General features: G+C 65.2%; 16 protein-coding genes. 2 read left to right on the top strand and 14 right to left on the bottom strand.

Annotated elements, in window-relative coordinates:
• Nucleotides 1-35 precede the first annotated feature (35 nt).
• A complete protein-coding gene (locus VGE27_RS05425; RefSeq protein WP_331048618.1) occupies nucleotides 36-1220 on the bottom strand; it encodes a trans-sulfuration enzyme family protein in 1185 nt (394 codons plus the stop codon).
• 53 nt (nucleotides 1221-1273) lie between these two features.
• Here VGE27_RS05425 and VGE27_RS05420 point away from each other — a divergent pair, with 53 nt between their 5' ends.
• A complete protein-coding gene (locus tag VGE27_RS05420; RefSeq protein WP_331048617.1) occupies nucleotides 1274-1897 on the top strand; it encodes a Maf family protein in 624 nt (207 codons plus the stop codon).
• Here the strand turns inward: VGE27_RS05420 and VGE27_RS05415 are convergent.
• Genes VGE27_RS05415 through VGE27_RS05400 form a run of 4 tightly spaced genes read right to left on the bottom strand, consistent with a single transcriptional unit; the run spans nucleotide 1883 to nucleotide 6878 of the window.
• Nucleotides 1883-2989: a glycosyltransferase family 9 protein gene (locus VGE27_RS05415; protein ID WP_331048616.1), complete on the bottom strand. Its 1107-nt coding sequence runs from the start codon at nucleotides 2987-2989 to the stop codon at nucleotides 1883-1885. The two genes, VGE27_RS05420 and VGE27_RS05415, sit on opposite strands and share 15 nt — an antisense overlap.
• Nucleotides 2989-3786 carry a lipopolysaccharide kinase InaA family protein gene (locus VGE27_RS05410; protein WP_331048615.1) on the bottom strand — a complete coding sequence of 266 codons (798 nt, stop codon included), beginning with the start codon at nucleotides 3784-3786 and terminating at the stop codon, nucleotides 2989-2991. The genes VGE27_RS05415 and VGE27_RS05410 overlap by 1 nt, the downstream gene beginning before the upstream one ends.
• A complete protein-coding gene (locus tag VGE27_RS05405; RefSeq protein WP_331048614.1) occupies nucleotides 3783-5360 on the bottom strand; it encodes an adenylate/guanylate cyclase domain-containing protein in 1578 nt (525 codons plus the stop codon). The genes VGE27_RS05410 and VGE27_RS05405 overlap by 4 nt, the downstream gene beginning before the upstream one ends.
• 18 nt (nucleotides 5361-5378) lie before the next feature.
• Nucleotides 5379-6878, bottom strand: a complete 1500-nt coding sequence (locus tag VGE27_RS05400) for an anthranilate synthase component I family protein (protein WP_331048613.1) — start codon at nucleotides 6876-6878, stop codon at nucleotides 5379-5381.
• A 62-nt stretch (nucleotides 6879-6940) separates the two neighbouring features.
• Here VGE27_RS05400 and VGE27_RS05395 point away from each other — a divergent pair, with 62 nt between their 5' ends.
• Entirely contained in the window at nucleotides 6941-7546 is a 606-nt protein-coding gene (locus tag VGE27_RS05395) for an NUDIX domain-containing protein (protein WP_331048612.1), read from the top strand.
• A 71-nt stretch (nucleotides 7547-7617) separates the two neighbouring features.
• Here VGE27_RS05395 and VGE27_RS05390 read toward each other — a convergent pair whose 3' ends face one another.
• The 9 genes from VGE27_RS05390 to VGE27_RS05350 form a co-directional block, all read right to left on the bottom strand.
• Nucleotides 7618-8325, bottom strand: coding sequence for a hypothetical protein (locus tag VGE27_RS05390; RefSeq protein WP_331048611.1), 708 nt, complete (start codon nucleotides 8323-8325; stop codon nucleotides 7618-7620).
• Entirely contained in the window at nucleotides 8325-9014 is a 690-nt protein-coding gene (gene yihA, locus VGE27_RS05385) for a ribosome biogenesis GTP-binding protein YihA/YsxC (RefSeq protein ID WP_331048610.1), read from the bottom strand. The genes VGE27_RS05390 and yihA overlap by 1 nt, the downstream gene beginning before the upstream one ends.
• Nucleotides 9011-11485 (bottom strand): endopeptidase La, encoded by a 2475-nt coding sequence (lon, locus tag VGE27_RS05380; RefSeq protein ID WP_331048609.1) that lies wholly within the window; start codon nucleotides 11483-11485, stop codon nucleotides 9011-9013. The genes yihA and lon overlap by 4 nt, the downstream gene beginning before the upstream one ends.
• Before the next feature lie 35 nt (nucleotides 11486-11520).
• Nucleotides 11521-12783, bottom strand: a complete 1263-nt coding sequence (gene clpX / locus VGE27_RS05375; protein WP_331048608.1) for an ATP-dependent Clp protease ATP-binding subunit ClpX — start codon at nucleotides 12781-12783, stop codon at nucleotides 11521-11523.
• A gap of 368 nt (nucleotides 12784-13151) precedes the next feature.
• A complete protein-coding gene (locus VGE27_RS05370; RefSeq protein ID WP_331048607.1) occupies nucleotides 13152-13766 on the bottom strand; it encodes an ATP-dependent Clp protease proteolytic subunit in 615 nt (204 codons plus the stop codon).
• Between the two features lie 43 nt (nucleotides 13767-13809).
• On the bottom strand, nucleotides 13810-15054 hold the full coding sequence (gene tig, locus VGE27_RS05365; RefSeq protein WP_331048606.1) for a trigger factor: 1245 nt from the start codon (nucleotides 15052-15054) through the stop codon (nucleotides 13810-13812).
• Between the two features lie 258 nt (nucleotides 15055-15312).
• A complete protein-coding gene (locus VGE27_RS05360; protein WP_331048605.1) occupies nucleotides 15313-16785 on the bottom strand; it encodes a phytoene desaturase in 1473 nt (490 codons plus the stop codon).
• Nucleotides 16785-17690, bottom strand: coding sequence for a carotenoid biosynthesis protein (locus VGE27_RS05355; RefSeq protein ID WP_331048604.1), 906 nt, complete (start codon nucleotides 17688-17690; stop codon nucleotides 16785-16787). Before VGE27_RS05355 ends, VGE27_RS05360 begins: the two co-directional genes overlap by 1 nt.
• A complete protein-coding gene (locus VGE27_RS05350; RefSeq protein WP_331048603.1) occupies nucleotides 17687-18661 on the bottom strand; it encodes a phytoene/squalene synthase family protein in 975 nt (324 codons plus the stop codon). The genes VGE27_RS05355 and VGE27_RS05350 overlap by 4 nt, the downstream gene beginning before the upstream one ends.
• Nucleotides 18662-18922: the final 261 nt, after the last annotated feature.

The following is an 18922-nucleotide window of genomic DNA, read 5'->3' as shown; positions in this document are numbered from 1 at the left end:
ACGGGCCGGGTGTGGCAATTGGTTGGCTCAACCGTCTATGCTGCAGCCAGCGCCCGTTCCAGATCTGCGATGATGTCGTCGGTGTGCTCGAGGCCCACACTCACGCGAATGAGTCCATCTGTGATGGCCACCGCTGCGCGCTCGTCGCCCGTCAGCTTGCTGTGCGTCGTGGATGCCGGGTGTGTAACAATGGTGCGCGTGTCGCCGAGGTTCGCAGAGTGTGACACCAGTTGCACGCCATCGAGAAAACGGCGACCGGCGGCCAGTCCGCCCTTGAGCACCAGCACAACGATGCCACCGCCCTGCGACATCTGCCGCTGCGCCAAATCATGCTGGGGGTGTGACGGCAGAAACGGGTAGCGCACCGATTCCACGGCTGGATGGCCCTCGAAATGTCGGGCGATCGTCAGCGCGTTCGCGCAGTGACGGTCCATCCGCACGGCCAGCGTCTCCAGCGACTTGGACAGCAGCCAGGCATTGAAGGCGCTCATGGCGGGTCCGGTATGACGGGCGAAGAACCGGCAGTCGGCGAGATACTCCCGGTTGCCGATGATGGCGCCGCCCAGCGCCCGGCCCTGACCGTCGATGTACTTGGTCGCCGAGTGCACCACCACGCTGGCTCCCAGCGTCAGTGGGCGCTGCAGATAGGGCGTGGCGAAGCAATTGTCGACGACGAGGGGGATGCCCCGTGCCAGCGCCAACTGGCCCAGCCATGCCAGGTCGATCAGCTCTAGCCCCGGATTGCTCGGGGTCTCCACGAACAGCAGTCGCGTGTTGGGACGGATCAGGCGCTCCCAGGAATCGGGATCGCTGACGTCGGCATAATCGGCGGTCACGCCCCACTTGGGCAGCACTCGCGTCAGGATCTGGTGCGTTGACCCGAAGAGCGCCCGCGAAGCCACGATGTGGTCGCCCGCCGATACCTTCGCCGCCAGTGCGGTGAACACCGCCGACATACCGGAGGCCGTCGCGATGCCATCCTCGCCGCCTTCGAGCAGGCACAACTTCCGAACGAACTCGTCGGTGTTCGGGTTGGCATAGCGACTGTAGACATTGCCGCTCACTTCTTCGGTGAAGAGCGCCCGCGCGTGCTCGGCATCGTCGAACCGGAAGCTCGACGTCAGGAACAGCGGCACGGAGTGTTCACGCTCCGGCGTAATGGCCGACTGAGTGCGGATCGCGAGCGTTTCGAAGTTCGGAGTGTGCTGGTCGTCGGACATGTTCGGCAGAGCGGGGCGTTGGCATTCCATGCGATCGCCATAAACTTACCCACATGGCTCTCCAGTCTGGTCTCCCCACTACCGGCTCTCCGGTCCGCGTCATTCTGGCGTCGCAGTCCCCGCGCCGTCGAGAACTCCTCACCTTGGTGGGTATCACCCACGAGGTCCGTCCGGCGGATATCGACGAGACGGTCCTGGACGGCGAAGCGCCGGTGCCGCACTGCGAGCGTCTGGCCCGCGGCAAGGCGCAGGTGCTCGCTGTGGCTGAACCGGACGCGGTGGTCATTGGATCGGACACCATCGTCGTGGTGGACGGCGCCATCCTTGGCAAGCCGCGCGACCGGAGCGATGCCATCCAGATGCTCGAACGACTGTCGGGGCGTTCGCACACGGTGTACACCGCCGTCGCGGTGGCGCATGGTGGCCAGGTGCGCTCGGGCGTGGAGGCCGTTGACGTGCAGTTCCGTGTGCTTGACCGCGCACTCATCGAGGCCTACGTGGATACCGGCGAGCCCATGGACAAGGCCGGCGCCTACGGCATTCAGGGGTATGGTGCCACGATCGTCGAACGTGTCGATGGCGACTACTTTGCCGTCATGGGGCTCCCGTTGGGCCGCACGATCATGTTGCTGCGGGAGCTCGGCTTTCAGTACGCGTTCGGGTCAATCACCCGCTAGTCGGCTACCCAATCCCCGCACGTCGAGATCGGCGAGGCGCGCCGCCGCGTAGTGGGAACGCCAGTGGTGGAGCTTCGCAACGACATCGTCCACCCCGATGCGCTCGAGACGGCCCTCCCGATAGGTCATGTCGATCGGATAGTCCTCGCCCGGATCGCCATACGCGTCGATCATGAGATCGTGCGAAAAATCGTAGGGTCCCACGCGCTTGGGATTGGTGTAGCCCAGCAACGACACGACCGGCGTGCGCAGGGCGATGGCGAGGTGCAGTGGACCGGTGTCCGGTGAGAGCGCCACAGCGGCGCCATCGAGGATAGCGGCCAGTTTGCGCAGACCGCTGCCCAGTGCGGAGTGGGCCATCGGTGCCTCACGCAGGATGATGGCTTCGGCCGCACGCTCGCGCTCCGAGTTGCCGCCCACGAGCACCGGTTGCAAACCGAAGTCGTTCCACAGCACCTGGCAGATGCGTGCCCAGCGCTCGGGCATCCAATCCTTGGCCGGCTTGCTGGTGGCCACGACGATAGGCGCGATGGGACGATCGAACTGCGCGACAAACTCGCGTTGCCATGATCGCTCCGCGTCGTTCCAAGGACCCAGTGTCCATGACGGCGCGCCGTGCGGCACACCCAGTGCGTCGAGAAACTCGAAGTACTGGTCCTGCACATGCTGGCCCACGTGCGGCGCGATGCGGTGCGTGGTGAACAACCAGTTGGCATCGCGGGCGCGGGCGCGGTCAAACCCGAGCTTCACTGGAGATTTTGTGAAGCCCGTGATGAGACCGGCCTTGAAGTACACCTGCAACCCCAGCACCACATCGAACTGCCGCGATGCGAGTTCGCGGCGTACGTCGAGGAAGGCCTGCCATCCGCGGGAACGATCGAACACCACGATGTCGTCCACCAGGGGATGACCACGCACGAGCGTGGCCGGACCAGGCTGCAGCACCCATGTGATGTGCGCTGCGGGGGCATGTGCCTTGAGCGCATGGATGATGGGCATGACGTGCACGGCATCCCCAACGGCGCTCATCATCACGATACCGATGCGCTGGAGGCGCAGTGGCGGCAACGGCGGAGTGGTCGGCACCGACATCAATGGTGCTCCAGCGCCAGCGCGTCGGCGCGCGTGGCTTCCACGAACGCCGCGATGCGCCGATCGGCGAAATCACACCCGAAGTGTGTGCGCCATTTGGTCATCGAGCGGATAAGACGCGACACGTTGCGGTTCATGGTGTCATCCGGTGGTCGCGTTGAATCCCATTGCACGACGTCCACATCGATCATCAGCGCGTCGAGGGCCGCGCCCTGTCCAGGCCTGAGCAGCACGTTCTTGACGTTGAGGTCCGGGTGCACCACGCCATGACGGGCGAGGGTGCGCAGCAGCGCTCGCGTGGCATCCAGTGCCTGATCGCATTCCATATCGGGCGCCAGACCGGCCAGGACCATGCCCAGGTCTGCCGTATCGGGTACGTACAGCGTGACGACATCGACACGCACCAGCCCTGGTCCTGCATCATAGCGCACGAAACCCAGCACCTCCGTGGTCGGCACGCCAGCTCCGCGCAACGCGAGCGATTGCCACATCTCACGCGGCGCGCGCGACGGTCGCCGGAACCGATCGCCGGTGATGGGAGCGAGCAAGCCGCCATGCCAGGCATGTCGCACGACCACCTGCATACCCGATGTGGGCAGTGTGGCGACGTAGACCGGCGCGCGTCCACGCAATGCGCGTGACTGCGGTTGCTCGGATGCCCACTCGTACAGCGATCCATGCGCCTCGACGAGCGTCACGAGATCGTCTCGCACCGACGGAAAGGCCGTGATGTCGGCGCCAGCCACGTTCACGGTGGGCGGCAGTTCCCGTATGCCTTCGGGTACGGCCAGTTTCACGAGGTGGCTCCGTGTGTCGGAGACGCCACTTCCCATACCGGGCTGTCTTCGCTGGTATGGCGAAACACGCGCAACTCGGTGCGCGGCAGGCACGCCACACGGCCCACGAGGCTGTGCACCATCGCCTCGCTCACCAGCACTTCACCACTCTTGGCCAGTGAGCAGAGTCGGCTGGCGAGATTCACGGTGTCGCCGATGAGCGTGAACTCGAGGCGTCGTGGCGAGCCGATGTTGCCCACGAACGCGTCACCGGTGTGAATGCCGATACCTACCCGCAGCTCGGGACGCCCTTCGCTGCGCCACCGTTCGTTGAGCTGGGCGAGTGCCTCCTGCATGTCACGGGCGGCGGCCACGGCGCGGTCGGTGTCGTCTTCACGCGCTTCCGGTGCGCCCCAGTAGGCCATGATGGCGTCGCCGATGAACTTGTCCAGTGCGCCCTCGTGCCGGAACACGCAGTCCACCATCGCGCCAAAGTACTCGTTGAGCTGCTGCGCCATGGCCGTGGGGGGCAGCGATTCCGCGATGGCGGTGAAGTGACGGATGTCGCTGAACAACACCACGACGGGTTGGCGCACGCCGCCCAGCGATACCTGCGTGGTGCTCCCCGCGATGCGCTCGGCGAGCTGCGGCGTGAAGTAGCGCTCGAAGTTCTCGCGCACACGCTCGGCATGCTGCAGCTGAGCGGCAGCCAATTCGCGCTCCACGGCAGCCGAGGCAATGCCGGCAAACGCCACCAGCAGCGCGAGGTCATCATCCTGAAAGGCCTGATGCTCACGCAGATGATCGACATACAGCACGCCCATCGTGCCACGTCCCTCTCCCAGCAACGGAGCGGCCATGGCGGATTTCACAGCCTGCTGCAGCACGGACTCACCGGCGGTACGGGTATCGCGTGCGGCGTCGTTCGTAAGCAGTGCCACCTGGCGCTCGGCCACACCGTGCGCGATGGCCCGCGGCACCGGGCGGGGAATGGCGCCCTTGCGATCACGTGAGATGCGCGTGCTCAAGGTGCCATCCGGTTCGGTCAGCAGGACCGCGACGCGATCGGCGTCGAACGTCGCGAACAGATCGGTCGCGATCGCATCGAGCAGGCCTTCGAGATCGCCAAAGGTGCCCAGTCGCTGCGCGATGCGCACCAGCTGGGTGAGGCGTGCCGTGGCGCGATCGTTGTTGATGGCGATGTCGGCCAGCGCCTGGTCGCGCGACGGCACCAGGCGCTCACGCAGCATGGTGGCGCTGGCTTCACGACCGGACAACGAAGGGGTGGGCCGCATCGCCACCGAGTCCACTTCAATCACCGTGAACGTCACGGTGCCAAACGCCACGGTGTCGCCGAGTCGCGCGATGCCACGGTTGACGCGCGTACCGTTGATCCATGTACCGTTGCGCGACCCCAGATCGACGATCTGGATACCACGATTGCGGTCATCCAGCGCGAGCTCGGCGTGTCGTCGTGACACGGCCGGATCGAGCACGGGCAGGTCGCTGATCGGATCACGGCCGAGTACGAGCGTGGCGCGTCCTACCAGCGAGAAGCGCCGGTCACCCGAAGCCGACGTGAGCACGAGCGTCACGCGCGAGTCTCCCGCATATCAGCCACGGGCGCGGCCAATGGCGGTCAGCATGGCGCGCGCCTTGTTCTCCGTCTCTTCCCACTCACGCTCGGGCACTGAGTCGTACACGATGCCTGCGCCCGCCTGCACCGAAGCCACGCCGTCTGCAATGACACAGGTGCGAATAGTGATGGCGAGATCCATGCGGGTGTCGCCCGCGCCGATGACACCGAGCGCGCCAGCGTATGCGCCGCGACGTTCCGGCTCGAGTTCGTCGATGATTTCCATCGCGCGTACCTTGGGCGCGCCCGTCATGGTGCCCGCGGGGAACACGGCGCGGAACGCGTCGAGCGCACTCGACCCATCGGCGAGTTCCCCTTCCACCTGGCTCACGATGTGGAACACATGTGAGTACCGCTCGACGACCATGAGATCGGTGACCTCGACCGTTCCGTACTTGGCGAGGCGACCCACATCATTGCGGCCCAGGTCCACAAGCATGACATGCTCGGCGCGTTCCTTTTCGTCGGCCAGAAGCTCGGCGGCCAGCGCGTCGTCTTCTTCCTGCGTCTTGCCGCGCGGGCGGGTGCCGGCGATGGGGCGCACGGTGAGGCGCCCGTCAGCTACCCGTACAAGCAACTCTGGTGAGCTGCCCACCAGTTCGAGGCCGTCGAGGAACAGGTGGTACATGTACGGCGAGGGATTCAGCGCGCGAAGAGCGCGGTAGAGCGTCGTCGTGTCGAAGTCGAGCGGCACTTCCATGCGGCGAGCGAGCAGCGCCTGGAAAACATCGCCAGCGAGGATGTATTCCTTGATGCGATCGACATCGCGCAGAAAGTCCTCACGCGGATACATCGACACTGCCGTAGCCGGTGCGGCACGCTCGTTGAGTGTGAGCGGCGGCAAGGTCTCGGGACTCTGCAGGCGGGCGATGGTTTCGTCGAGCGTCGCGACGGCCTTGGCGTACTGCGCATCGAGCGCCGCCGCATCAGCGCCACCAGCCACCGGCACCGAAACGATCACGCGCGCCTGACCGCGCCAGTTGTCGATGACCACGAGCGCGTCGGTGAACACGAAGCAGGCATCGGGATAACTCAGCGCCCGTGGTGGGGCATTGGGCAACCGTTCGATATGCCGCACCACGTCGTACGAGAAGAAGCCAAACGCGCCGCTCCACAGCGCGCCCAGCTCTGGCGCATCCACCGGATTCATGTCGCGCACGATGGCGCGCAGGTCCGCGATGGGATCGGCGGGCGTGCGGGCCCCGTGCCAGCCGGCTTCCTCGGTCCAGTCTTCCACGACGCCATCACGCAGCCGCCACGCCCCGCGTGGTTCGGTGCCCAGATAGGTGTAGCGTGACCACGCCTCACCCCGCGTGACCGCGGACTCGAGCAGGAACGCAAAGGGGCCGCGCCGCAGCTTCGCAAACGCGGAGACGGGCGTGCAGAGGTCGAGCAGGCAGTCGCGCCAGACGGGCACGAGTCCGCCGGTCGATCGGCAGCCCTCGGCGCGTGCGCGGAATTCGTCGAGCGTCGTCATCACCGGAAAGGTCGCCGCGTCGCTCGCCGGAGGGCAAGCGATAGCCTAGCATTCCCCGTGATGTGAGCAGTCTGCAGGCACACGACTTTGTGCGAGGTGCGGGGATGGCGGCGGGACGGGACAGTGGTGCGGATGGCACCGACGGGGCGACCCGCATTGCGGCACGCATCGTCGATGTGGTGGTGCTGGCGCCGGCAGCAGAGGGCGTCTATCCCGCGCGGTGGCGGGTGCTCACCCTGCGGCGCGCGGTCGGTACCCGATGCACCGGGGCCTGGGAAATCGTGCATGGCCGTATCGAGGCCGGAGAGCGCCCGGCCGATGCGGCATGCCGTGAAGTCTTCGAGGAGACCGGGTTTCGTGTCGATCGGCTCTACAATCTCGCCGTGAACCCGTTCTACATCCCCGTCATGGACACCGTGCAGCTGGCGCTGGTGTTCGCGGCCGTGGTCGATGCAGACACGTTGGATGATGATGCCGTCCTACTGAGCGAAGAACACGATCTGGCTCGGTGGCGGACTGCCGATGACGTTCAAGCTGAGCTGGCGTGGCCGCGCGAGCATGAGGCGGTACGACACGCCATGTGGCTGCTGCGTACGGGTGATGCGGGAGCGGTGGAGGATGTCTTGCGCGCGGCGGTTCCGGGCCGCGCGAGGACGGGTTTGGGCTGACCTGCCGTGAGACGGGTTTCGGGTCTGAGTTTCGGGTGTTGGAGGTCGAGCTCCGAACTCTCCCCCGAAACTCAGAATCTCTTTTTCGCCCCTGCTCGTGACCGTACGGCTGCCCGTTCGCGCTCCACGCGCTGTAGCACGGAACCCCAATCGGTCACCGTGGGGGCGCTCTCCATCTGGGCACTGACCGGCTGATTGAGATCGAGCTGCCCGTCGAACACCAGCAGGGCGGATTGCACCTCGCGCTGGCGCAGGCGGTACTCACCGAAGCCCGGTGTCAGCGGCACCATGTCCAGCGGTCGGAAATCGCGACCCGTGTTGGAGATGATGAACTCCTGCGGCGAGAACCGCGTCTCGCCCTGCTCGATCGCAAAGAAGCTGACGTACCAGATTGAATAGCTGGGCAGGCGGCTGCGCTCGCGAATGGCTTGCAGCTTGCGCTCATTGCCGTTCACCAGTTCGCGCAGGGCGCGATAGGAGTCGGGTGAGAGCAGTCGGATGAAACGCTCGTCGACCGGGATGGCGCGCACCTGCAGACCCGATGACGGTGAAGTCTTGAGCGCGATGTCATCCTGCCGCAGGGTGCCAAACCCGGCAGGTATCCAGTTGGGATCGAGTGTGTCGCCGGAAATAGTTGGCAGAATGGCCGGAGCCACCTGAGCCTGTGCGGGCGCCGGAGTCGCACCAGCGCAGGCCAGCAGCGCGAGGCAGGCCGGAAGCCAGAGGAGCCTGCGAAAATCGGGTGCACGTCGCTTGTCACCTCGCAGCACGGCTCGCATCACTGCTCCTCCTCATCCTCCGCCACGGTTCGCCAGTCGGGCATGGCCAGCAATTGCATCAAGGCCGCGGCCAGCTCATTGCGGCCTTCACCGGTCTGCGCCGAAAACGGCACCACCTGATCGGGGTCGAGCCCCAATCGCTTGCACAGCTCTTCGACCCGCGCCCGGGCCTGCACCGGCTTGAGCTTGTCGGTCTTGGTGATGGCCACGATGGTTGGTACCCCGACTTCCGCCAGAAAGTCCATCATGACGTAGTCTTCGTCGGTGGGATCGTGGCGCACGTCGAGCAGTTGCACCACGCCCTGCAGCCGGGGACTGGTACCGAGATATCCTTCGATCAGCGGCCGCCATTCCGCCTTGCGCGCCTTGCTGATGCGCGCGTAGCCGTAGCCCGGCAGGTCGGCCAGCACGAACTGATGGTTCACGTCGAAGAAATGAATCTCGCGTGTGCGCCCGGGCGTCGTACTGACGCGCGCAAACGATTTGCGGCGCATCAGCTTGTTGAGCAGAGAGCTCTTACCCACGTTCGAGCGGCCCGCGAACGCGATTTCCGGCAACTGGTTGTCAGGGCGCCAGCCATCCACCGTGGCCATCGGCCCGAGATACTCGAGGTGACGGATCACCATCGGATCGGGCGTGGCAGCCGTCTTGTCCACCGGCATGTCGGCGGACGTGTCCGTGTCGCTCACGTGGGCTGCCCCTGCTCGGTGTGCACCAGGACACCCTCACGCGCACCCTCACGGCCGGACGCATCGGGACGACGCGACGACGAGCGGCTCCGCGATCGCGGACGCGATTCACGATCAGCCAGGGCAGGCGCTGGCACATCGCTGGCGAGGCCGACCGGCTGCTGGCGCAACGCGAGGGCGAGCACTTCGTCCATCGTCTTCACCGTGTGCCACTGCACCCCGCCGCGCACATCCTCGGGCAGCTCGCCGAGATCCTTCGCGTTGCCCTGCGGAATGATGACGTGCTTGAGGCGATGGCGATGCGCGGCCACACCTTTCTCACGCACCCCCCCAATGGGCAGGACACGGCCGCGCAGCGTGACTTCACCGGTCATTGCCACATCACCGCGCACCGGAATGCCCGTGAGGGCGCTCGTCAACGCGGTGGCCAGCGCAATGCCCGCTGATGGGCCATCCTTGGGCGTCGCGCCAGCGGGCAGGTGCACGTGAATGTCCCGCTCACGATAAAAATCCGGCGACAGACCCAGTGCAGTCGCACGTGCGCGCACATAACTCAGCGCCGCGGCGGCCGACTCCTTGATCACATCGCCCAGCGTGCCCGTGAGCTGTACGCGGCCGCGGCCAGGCACCACGCTCACTTCGATCTCCAGCAGTTCGCCGCCGGTGCTGGTATAGGCCAGCCCAGACGCCACACCCACCTGATCCTCGAGTGTGGGCTCGTCGTCCTGATGCTGAATGGGTCCCAGCAGGGCAGGGAGCTCGTCACGGCTGACGGTGACCTGCGTATCGTCGGCCCACGTGCGCCGCGCGAGCTTACGTGACAGACGCGCGATGCGCCGCTCGAGATCGCGCACACCGCTCTCACGCGTCCAGCCACGGATCACGGCCGGCAGTACGTCGTCGGCCAGTGTCACCTGCGCGGCCGGGACACCATTGGACGTGAGCTGCTTGGGCACGAGATAGCGACGTGCAATCGCCAGCTTTTCGCTCTCGAGATAGCCGGGCAGCCGGATGATCTCCATGCGATCACGCAGCGCCTCCGGGATACCACTCAGCGAGTTGGCGGTGGTCACGAACATCACCTGCGACAGATCGTAGTCGACCTCGAGGTAGTGATCGTTGAATGCCTTGTTCTGCTCGGGGTCGAGCACTTCGAGCAGTGCGGCGGCAGGATCACCGCGCCAATCGCTGCCCAGCTTGTCGATCTCGTCGAGCAGGATGACGGGATTCATGGAATCCGCACGCCGCATCGCCTGCAGGATGCGTCCCGGCATCGAGCCAATGTACGTGCGGCGATGACCACGGATCTCGGCTTCATCACGCACGCCGCCCAGCGCCATGCGCACAAACCGGCGACCCAGCGACTTGGCGATGGAGCGACCCAGCGAGGTCTTGCCCACACCCGGCGGACCGACGAGACACAGGATGGATCCCTGCTGCGTGCCGACACGCCCGAGCACGGCGATGTGATCGAGAATGCGCTCCTTCACCTCTTCGAGGCCGAAGTGGTCTTCCTCCAGCAGCGCCCGCGCGGCGTCCACATCGGTGGTGTCTTCCGTGCGCACATTCCACGGCAGCGCCAGCACCCAGTCCAGCCAACCACGGGAGACCGCGGCGTCGGGTGAGGTGGGCGAGCTGCGCCGAATGCGGCGCAGCTCGCGGTTCGCGCGCGTCTGCACGGCTTCGGGCAGGCCGCGTTCGCTCACCTGCTTCGCGAGATCCTCGAACTCGTCACCATCATCCTGGCCGAGTTCGCGGTGAATGACCCTGAGCTGCTCCTGCAGGAAGAACTCGCGCTGGTTCTGGAACAGCGAGCTCCGCACCTGGTCGTCGATCTTGCGTTCGAGCTTGAGCAACTCGAGTTCGCTGCCCAGCACCTGCGTCAGCTGCGTCGCGAGCGCGTCGAGTGACTTCGCGGCCAGCAGTTGCTGGCGCTGGTCGATCGTGATCTGCAGGTGCGCCGCGATGCCGTAGGCGATGCGCTCTTCCTGCTCGAGCCCCTGCAACATGCCCACGATTTCCGGGGCGAGGCGGCGGTGCAGACCGGCGTACTCCTCGAACAACGACAGCGCATGGCGCACCTGCGCCGAGGTCTGCTCGGCAGCCTTACGCGCTGGTCGTTCCAGCGGGAGCGCGTCGAAACGCGCTTCGAGAAACGGGCTCGCCTTGCTGTCCTTCGGCTTGTTGACGCCGAACCGGCGCACGATCACGCGCTCGGTCGCATCGACCAGGATCTTCATGGTGCCGCCGGATACGCGGCTGGCCTGCTGCAGTCGTGCCCGCACGCCGATGCGATACAGGTCGTTGCCGGTGGGCTGGGCGACTTCGGGATCCTGCTGCGTGACGAGCAGGAGTTCACGCGAGCCTTCGAGGGCCTCGGCTACTGCGGCGAGCGAGCCGGCGCGACCGATGAGCAGGGGCATGGCGACGTGTGGGAACAACACGACGTCGCGAAGCGGAAGGACCGGCAACCTGTGGCTGCCGGTCCTTTGAGTGCGTGGTGTGGTCAGGCTTCCTTCTTCTGCCGCTTGGGCGCGATCTCGAGGAGCGGTGGGCCGCCGCTCTGTACGGCGGCTTCGGTGACACGCACCTCCACGACATCCTCTCGCGTGGGCAGGTCGAACATGGTGTCGAGTAGCGTTTCTTCGAGAATCGCGCGCAGGCCGCGGGCGCCTGTGCCGCGCTTGAGCGCCTTGGCCGCCACGGCACGCAGCGCCGATTCTTCGAAGGTGATCTTCACTTCCTCGAGGTCGAACAGGCGCTGGTACTGCTTGGTCAGCGCGTTCTTCGGCTCCTTGAGGATGGACATGAGCGCCTCCTCGTCGAGTGCCTCGAGCGGCACACACACGGGGAGACGACCCACGAGCTCCGGAATGATGCCGAAGCGAAGCAGGTCGTCCGGCTCCACTTCCGCGAACGGCGTCTTGGGCGTCGTCTTGCCGATGGACACGACCTTCGTGTCCGGCTTCTCGTCGCCAAAGCCGATCATGCGACGGCCCGTGCGCGCCTCGATGATCTTCTCCAGGCCGTCGAAGGCCCCTCCGCAAATGAAGAGGATGTCCTTCGTGTTGATCTGGATGTACTCCTGCTGTGGATGTTTGCGGCCGCCCTGCGGCGGCACACTGGCCACCGTGCCTTCGAGAATCTTGAGCAGGGCCTGCTGCACGCCTTCGCCCGACACGTCACGCGTGATGCTCGGGTTTTCCGACTTGCGCGCGATCTTGTCGATTTCGTCGATGTAGACGATGCCACGCTCGCACTCGGCGACGTTGAAGTCACCAGCCTGCAGCAGGCGCACGAGGATGTTCTCCACGTCCTCACCGACGTAGCCGGCTTCAGTCAGCGTGGTGGCATCGGCGATGGTGAACGGCACGTCCAGAATGCGCGCCAGCGTTTGCGCCAGCAGCGTCTTGCCGACGCCGGTGGGGCCGATCAGCAGGATGTTGGACTTGTCGAGTTCGACGTCGTCTTCACGGGCCGAGCTGGAGGCATTGATGCGCTTGTAGTGGTTGTACACCGCCACCGACAGCGCCTTCTTGGCCTGATCCTGCCCGATCACGTACTGGTCGAGGGTGTTCTTGATCTCGCGGGGCGTGGGCACCTGCGTGATCGATTCAGCGACCTCGCGCTCTTCGTCCTCCGCCAGGATCTCATTGCAGAGCGCGATGCACTCGTTGCAGATGTAGACCGACGGGCCCGAAATGAACTTCCGGACGGCGTCCTTGGACTTGCCGCAGAAGGAGCAGCGGAGATGCTTGTCGTGGGACATTGCGATCCGGTACGGGGCTAACGGGGGAGGCCGGCTTCCCGATTGAGTGCAACAACATGTCCGGCGCCACCATCCGTGGCGGCCCATGTTGCACATACGTAGAGAGTTAACCCTGTTCGGCGGGCAGGGTCAAGCGAAGATCACGCCGAGATGAGTGTCGGCACCTGGGACCAAAAACCACAGTGGTCTTCGCGGCTGGACCTTACTACACCACAAAGCGGGGCGGGTAGCGGGGAAACGAGTTTGGGGGTGAACAGCCGGGTTTCGGGTACAAGGTGGCGGGTGCCGAGACTCGCACCCCACTACCCATTGCCCGAACCCGATCCGTTCACCCCCAAACCCGCTACCGCGCGACCCACAACCGCCGTTTAGCGCCCAGCAGGCACCAGCTCAGCCTGGACCTGGATCACATTGTCGATCAGGCCGTACTCCTTGGCATCGTCGGCGCTCATGAAGCGGTCACGGTCCGTGTCACGCTCCACCTGTTCCACCTGACGGCCGGTGTGCTTGGCCATCAGTTCGTTCATCTTGGAACGGAGGTACAGGATTTCGCGGGCCTGGATTTCGATGTCCGAGGCCGAGCCGCCGCCACCGTTCTGCGACGGCTGGTGAATCATGATGCGGCTGTGCGGCAGCGCCGCACGATGGCCCGGCGCACCGGCGCAGAGCAGGAAGGCGCCCATTGAGGCCGCCATGCCCATGCACGTGGTGTACACCGGCGCCTTGATGAACTGCATCGTGTCGTACATGGCCAGGCCAGCCGACACCGAACCACCCGGGGAGTTGATGTACAGGTGGATCGGCTTCTCGGGGTTGTCCGCGTCGAGGAACAGCATCTGCGCGATGATGATGTTCGCGACGTCGTCGTTGATCGGCGACCCCAGGAAGATGATGCGGTCCATGAGGAGCCGCGAGAAGATGTCATACGTCCGCTCACCACGGCTCGAACGCTCGATGATGTACGGCATGTAGATCGACGCCATGCTGCGACTCTCCGGTATGGGATTCTTCTGGTCGGACGTCAGCTTAGGCTGCCGTCACGGGGTTCTTCTCGAGCAGCCAGGCGAAGACACGGTCTTCGGTCAGCTCGCGCTCCACTTCCGTGAGGCGTCCCGACTTCTGGAGCTGCGCGTACACTTGCCCCGGATCGGCGTTCCGGGCCTTGGCCAGCTCTTCGACGCGCGCGTCCACATCGGCCGCACTCGCCGTCAGCGACTCGCGCTCGGCCAGCGTGTCGATCACCAGGTCACGACGCACCTGACGCTCGGCCATCGGATAGAACTCCTGCGAGAACGTCTGCTTCTGCGCATCGGGCACGCCATACATCTGCATGTAGCCGTCCACCAGCTGACGCACCCACGCCTTCGGCACATCGAACGGATTGGCCGTCACGATCTGCTCGATGAGCTGACCGCGTACGTCGGCTTCGGATTCACGCTTGGTGTGCTCGCCCATGTCGGTGCGCACCGCGTCACGCAGCGCCTGCACCGTGTCGAAGTCACCGACTTCACGCGCGAACGCGTCGTCGAGCGCGGGCAATGCCTTGCGCTTGACGTCCTTCACCTGAACGCGCACGAGCTTTGTGGCACCACGCTGCGTTTCATCGGGGAAATCTTCCGGCCAGCGTACCGACTTCTCGGACGAGGCGCCGGGCGCGGTTTCCATGATGAGTTCTTCGATGCCCGGGATGGCCTGACCGCCGCCGAGCACGATGCGGTATTCCTTGCCCTCGGGCAGGATGCCATCGGTCTCTTCGGTGGACAGGATCACGGTGACCATGTCACCAGGCGCAGCCTTCTCTTCGACCGGCGTCCAATCGGCCTTCTGCTCACGCAGGCGCTCGATCTGCTCTTCGATCAGCTCGTCGGTGACGGCCGTTTCGGTGCGGGTGATCGTGAAACCATCGATCTTGTCGAGCGCCAGCTCGGGGCGCACTTCGCAGTGCAGCTCGAACTCGAGCGGCTGACCGGGCTCGGACTTGAGATCGTGGATGTGCGGCTGCGCGGCGAGCTTGAAGCCTTCGCGGTCGACAGCCTCACGGAACGCGTCATTGATCACCAGTTCGATCGCTTCCTGACGCACGGCTTCGGGGAAGCGCTTGCGAACCATCGACGGTGGAGCCTTCCCCGGACGGAAGCCGGGAATGCGCACCTGGGTCGCGTACTTGCGCGCCGCCTGGTCTTCATACGATGCCACCGTATCGGCCGGCACCGTGATTTGCAGACGGCGAGAGACGCCTGCGGTTTCGGTCGGGGTAATGGAAATGTTCATCCCGGGAAATGTAGTTGGGGGAGGGGAGGGGGGCGTAGGGGAGGGACCGGCGGGGACTACGGTACAGCAGGGAGGTGGGTCTTAGGGGGCTCGGTACGAGGCTGTGAGCTGCAGGTGGTAGGTAGGAGCTGGCATTGGAGTCGAAGCGCCACGGTGCCGGTCCGACCTATCACCTATCACCTACAGCCTCTCACCAAGCCCCCTAAAACCCACCTCCCAGCAGTTCCCGTCCCACCCACCGCTTCTCTTGCAGTGCCCTCAGTCCCGCCGCGCAGCCCCAATCATCTCCGCCACAATCTTCCCGCTTGATATCACCCCCGGCAGCCCCGCTCCCGGATGTGTCCCCGCGCCGCAGAAATAGAGATTCGTGATATCCCGATCGCGGTTGTGCGGGCGGAACCAGGCCGATTGCGTGAGCACGGGCTCGGGTCCAAAGGCGCTACCCAGATAGCTGTTGAGCGTGCCCTCGAAGTAGCGCGGGTCGATGCGACGCTCGGTGACGACATGCTGCGACAATCCCGGCAGGTACCGCTCTTCGAGATACTGCATGATGCGATCGCGATAGCGTTCGCTCACGCGCTCCCAGTCGGTGCCGCTGCCCAGGTGCGGGACGGGTGACAGCACATACCACGCATCAGAACCCGGCGGTGCGAGAGAGGGATCGGTCGCCGTGGGGCGGTGCAAATAGAGCGAGAAATCATCGGCCAGAATCTTCCGCTCGAAGATGTCTTCGAGGAGCTCGCGGTACCGCGGACCCATGAGGATCTCGTGGTGTGCGATGTCGGGATACTGCCGATTGGTGCCGAAGTAGATCACGAACAGGGACATCGAGTGCCGCATGCGCTCGAGACGTCGTGCCGATGTGCGTGGATGATGCTCTGGCTTGATGAGCGAGCGATACGCCTGCACCACATCGCCATTGCACACCACGGCATCGGCCGCGAACTGGGCGCCATTCTGACAACGAACGCCGGTCGCGCGCCCGTTGCTCACCATCACTTCGGCCACCTCGTGCTCGTAGCGCATGGTGCCGCCGAGCTCTTCGAAGGCACGCACCAATCCCTGCACGAGCGCGCCCGTACCGCCCATGCAGAACAGCACGCCCCACTGCTGTTCGAGCTTGTGGATGAGCGCGTACATCGATGACGCGCGGAACGGGTTGCCACCCACCAGCAGCGGATGGAACGAGAATACTTGCCGTAGCCGCTCGTCGGAGAGATAGGTGTTGGCCATTGCGGCCACCGAACGGTCGGCGCGGGTGCGCAGCAACGACGGCAGTGCCTTCACCATGGACGAGATGTTGGTGAACGGCTGGTCGATGAGCGGCATGCCAGCATCGAAGATCGCGCCGGCCTTTTCGCGGAAGGTCAGGTAGCCCGCTTCATCCTGCGGCGCGAATTGCCGCACCTGCGCGCGCAGGGCATCGGTGTCGCTGTTGTAGCGGAACACCGAGCCGTCCTCGAAACGGATGTTGTAGAACGGATCGAGGCGCACCAGCGACACGAAGTCGGCGGTGCGGCGGCCAGTGAGCGCGAAGATCTCGTCGAGCACCCACGGCGCCGTGATGATCGTGGGGCCGGCATCGAAGGTGAAGCCGTCCTGCTTGAACACACAGGCCCGCCCACCAGGCTGGTCGAGCTTCTCGACGATGGTGACGCTATGCCCTTGTGCCTGCAAGCGAATGGCCGCGGCCAATCCGCCAAATCCACTGCCGATGACAACGATGCGCATCAGGCGACGGTGGGGGCGCCGGCACGGAACGTCCCTTCACTGCGACGCAGGGCGAGCACCAATGGCACACCCATGGCGATCGTCCCAAGCACACCAGCCAGCACCATATCCTGCGCGAAGCAGATGGCCAGCGGCAGCAGGCCGTTCACGGCATACAGCGCGAGGGGCAGGTTGGAGGGCGACACCTGGCGAGCCCACACACTCGGTGGCACGATGGCCAGCATCGCGCGCGCCACGAGCACGCCGGTGAGAATCCACCCCAGCCAGTTGGTGAGCGGCATGCCAAAGAAGAATGGCGTGCCGATGAACTGCTGCAGTGCCGAGGCCTGTGAAAGATCACCGCCCAGCCAGAGCCAGTGGCGCGTCTTCACCATGGCGGGGTCCATGGACACATCCCACGCGGTGAGTACAAGACCACCGATGAGGGCCCACCACCACTTGGTCGCGTTGTCATCCCGTGCGGCCATGGTGCGTCCGCAGATGGCGAGCGAGGCTACCAGCATGTAGAACCACGATGTGGGGATATTGAATGGCACCAACCCGGCGATCTTGTAACCCAACTGATCGGTGTAACCGTACGCGCCAAAGGGAAACCCGGTGGCGGTGCCGGCCAGTTCTGAGCTGAGCGACAGCACGAATGCCACCGCAAACGTGATCAGCGCTGACCGCTTTCCGATGGCATGCGCGAGAAAAGCCAAACCAGCCACAGCGCCCAGCACCACTGTGGTCTGTCCGCCGAACGTGTAACCCAGTGCCATCACCCGCTGATTGGTGGGCGTTTGCAGCCACTCCGGGTATGGCGGCACCAGAAACGTGGCGAACGCAAACGCCGAGAACGCACTCAGGACGGCGTGTGCGATCAGCGCAAACACGGCCACGCGGAACAGGGGAGTCGAAGTGTTCACGACGGCGTCAGGGTATTGGCTTCCCGCCACGGCGATCCACTGCTTGGCGGGCAGGTGCCGTTTGGCGATTCAGGGCGATGTCGCCAGGCCTGCCAGAGCAAGCGCAGACGAGCCGGCGTGTTCATGCGGGCTCGACGTGACACCGTATCGTAGCCCTGTGATTCGATGGCACCGAGAATGCCGGCATAGCCACGCGCGCAGGCGATGGCACAGCGCTGTGCATCAGCGGCCAGCATGGAGATGCCCGGCGCGGATTCAGCATACAGCTGCCGAGCCCGTGCAATCTGGAACTGCATGTGCGGCACCCATCCGGCATGCCGCACAATGGTCGGATCGTGCAGCACGGCATCCACGGTCAGGCCGAACTGTGCCAGCTCCTCGGCGGGCAGGTAGCAACGCCCGCGACGCGCGTCTTCACCCACATCGCGGAGGATGTTGGTGAGCTGCATGGCACGGCCCAGCGTGCGGGCATGGCGGATAGCGGTCGCGAACCGCTCGTCGCCCGCGTCACGACTGGCGCCGGGCACACCGAACACGTAGGTGCACATCTCGCCCACGGAGCTCGCGACACCTTCGCAGTAACGTGACACGTCGGCCCAGCGCTCGTAGCGCTGTGAGACCAGATCCCGGGCGACCCCATCGAGCAGCTCGTACAGCGGGTGGGAGGGAACCGCGTACGTGTGCACCACACGCATCAGTTCGCGCAACACCGCGCTGTCCGCCGCGCCGCCCAGGGCGAGGTCCAGGCGCTCGCGGTAGAGGGCGAGGTCGCGTCGCAGCTCTTCGGGTGAGCGCGCCGTCTGCTGGTCGACGAGGTCGTCGGCGAGCCGACAGAACGCATACAGGGCGTTGGCGGCCCGTCGCTTTTCCACCGGCAGCAGGCGACTGGCGAGTGAAAACGTGCGGGCATGCAGCGCAGTGATGCGCGCGCATTCGATGGCATCGGGGCCGAACGAACGGAGCGAACTCATCGGCTCGATCGTCCGAGGCTTCGATGGCGGGAGGATGTCGTGGTCAACGGCACTCATGTAGGAATCGCACTCGGCAGCAGGGATCGCAACCTCCATGGGTTACCCACAGTCTCGCTTTGGGATTCGTGACGCCCCCCCCGAACGCAAAACGGGCACCGGAAAGATCCGGTGCCCGTCGTACTGCGCCTGCCGCTTCGCTTCACGCGAAGATCAGGAACCCGTACGCATGTTCGGGTTGTTGTCCCGCTCCGCGAACGGAAT

The sequence above is a fragment of the Gemmatimonas sp. genome (assembly GCF_036405635.1).
GTDB lineage: Bacteria > Gemmatimonadota > Gemmatimonadetes > Gemmatimonadales > Gemmatimonadaceae > Gemmatimonas.
Note: the sequence above shows the minus strand (reverse complement) of the source record. Positions and strands in the feature narration are given on the sequence as shown.

Coding starts and splice junctions, on each gene's coding strand:
- VGE27_RS05425 (WP_331048618.1), bottom strand. CDS start 1,220: ATGTCCGACGACCAGCACACTCCGAACTTCGAAACGCTCGCGATCCGC.
- VGE27_RS05420 (WP_331048617.1), top strand. CDS start 1,274: ATGGCTCTCCAGTCTGGTCTCCCCACTACCGGCTCTCCGGTCCGCGTC.
- VGE27_RS05415 (WP_331048616.1), bottom strand. CDS start 2,989: ATGTCGGTGCCGACCACTCCGCCGTTGCCGCCACTGCGCCTCCAGCGC.
- VGE27_RS05400 (WP_331048613.1), bottom strand. CDS start 6,878: ATGACGACGCTCGACGAATTCCGCGCACGCGCCGAGGGCTGCCGATCG.
- VGE27_RS05390 (WP_331048611.1), bottom strand. CDS start 8,325: ATGCGAGCCGTGCTGCGAGGTGACAAGCGACGTGCACCCGATTTTCGC.
- clpX (WP_331048608.1), bottom strand. CDS start 12,783: ATGTCCCACGACAAGCATCTCCGCTGCTCCTTCTGCGGCAAGTCCAAG.
- VGE27_RS05370 (WP_331048607.1), bottom strand. CDS start 13,766: ATGGCGTCGATCTACATGCCGTACATCATCGAGCGTTCGAGCCGTGGT.
- tig (WP_331048606.1), bottom strand. CDS start 15,054: ATGAACATTTCCATTACCCCGACCGAAACCGCAGGCGTCTCTCGCCGT.
- VGE27_RS05360 (WP_331048605.1), bottom strand. CDS start 16,785: ATGCGCATCGTTGTCATCGGCAGTGGATTTGGCGGATTGGCCGCGGCC.
- VGE27_RS05350 (WP_331048603.1), bottom strand. CDS start 18,661: ATGAGTTCGCTCCGTTCGTTCGGCCCCGATGCCATCGAATGCGCGCGC.